General features: G+C 65.1%; 1 protein-coding gene. It reads left to right on the top strand.

All coding sequences use genetic code 11. The features are described 5' to 3' along the window. Positions 1-1586, top strand: a 1586-nt coding sequence (locus MFF34_RS27895; RefSeq protein ID WP_238217816.1) for an amino acid adenylation domain-containing protein, incomplete at both ends; no start/stop codon positions are given.

Genomic DNA, 1586 nt, shown 5'->3' with positions numbered 1-1586 from the left:
GTTCGGCGAGCAGACCCTGAGCTACGCCGAACTCAACGGCAAAGCCAATCAGCTGGCGCACAAGCTGCGTGAACTGGGTGTGGGCCCGGACGTGCTGGGGGGCATCGCCATGGAGCGCAGCCTGGAGATGGTCATCGGCTTGCTGGGTATCGTCAAAGCCGGTGGCGCCTATGTGCCGCTGGACCCGGAGTACCCGCAGGACCGCCTGAGTTATATGTTCGAGGACAGCGGCATCGCTTTGCTGCTGACCCAGTCGCACCTGCGTGATGCCTTGCCGATCCCGGCTGGGCTGCGCAGCCTGGACCTGGATGTCGAGGATTTGACCGGCTTCAGTGATGCCAATCCTGGCATCGACGTAGCCCCGCTGAACCTCGCCTATGTTATCTACACCTCCGGCTCCACCGGCCGCCCGAAAGGCGCCGGCAACAGCCATCAGGCACTGGTCAACCGCCTGTGGTGGATGCAGAAGGCCTACGGCCTGGACGCCAGTGACAGCGTGCTGCAGAAGACCCCGTTCAGCTTCGACGTGTCGGTGTGGGAGTTCTTCTGGCCGCTGATGACCGGCGCGCGCCTGGTCATGGCCCAGCCCGGTGCCCACCGCGACCCGCAGCTGCTGGTCGATACCATCAACCAGTACGCCATCAGCACGCTGCACTTCGTGCCGTCGATGCTGCAGGCGTTCATGACCCACGAAGCGGTGGAAAGCTGCCGCAGCCTCAAGCGTGTGGTGTGCAGTGGCGAGGCACTGCCGGCCGAGCTCGCGCGCCAGGCCCTGGAACGCCTGCCAGCCGCCGGCCTGTACAACCTGTACGGCCCGACCGAAGCGGCCATCGACGTCACCCACTGGACCTGCCGCGCGGACGAAAGCATCAGCGTGCCGATCGGCCAGCCGATCGACAACCTCAAGACCCACATCCTCGAAGGCAGCCTGCAACCTGCAGTACGCGGCAGCGCCGGCGAGCTGTACCTGGGCGGCGTAGGCCTGGCCCGTGGTTATCACCAGCGCCCGGCGTTGACGGCCGAGCGCTTCGTGCCGGACCCGTTCAGCGACAACGGCGGGCGCCTGTACCGCACCGGTGACCTGGCGCGTTACAACACCGACGGCGTGATCGACTACGCCGGGCGTCTCGACCACCAGGTGAAGATCCGCGGGTTGCGGATTGAACTGGGTGAAATCGAAGCGCGCCTGTTGGAATTGCCAGCGGTGCAGGAAGCGGTGGTGCTGGCCCAGGACGGGCCGAGTGGCAAGCAGTTGGTGGGCTATGTGGTACCGGCCGACAGCACGCAAGACGAGGCCGCGTTGCGCGACAGCCTGCGTGAGGCCCTCAAGGCCGGGCTGCCGGATTACATGGTGCCCACGCACCTGCTGTTGCTGAGCAAGCTGCCGGTAACACCGAACGGCAAGCTGGACCGCAAGGCCCTGCCGCAACCGGATGCCAGTTTGCTGCAAGGCGAATACATCGAACCCCAGACCGAAATGGAGCAGCAGATCGCGGGACCTTCTCCAGCTTCAGTACATCGGCCCAGATCGCCGCGATCTGCTGCTCCATTTCGGTCTGGGGTTCGATGTATTCGCCTTGCAGCAA

Origin of the sequence: Pseudomonas sp. PAGU 2196 (assembly GCF_022179005.1) — a bacterium.
Classification (GTDB): domain Bacteria; phylum Pseudomonadota; class Gammaproteobacteria; order Pseudomonadales; family Pseudomonadaceae; genus Aquipseudomonas; species Aquipseudomonas kermanshahensis.
Note: the sequence above shows the minus strand (reverse complement) of the source record. Positions and strands in the feature narration are given on the sequence as shown.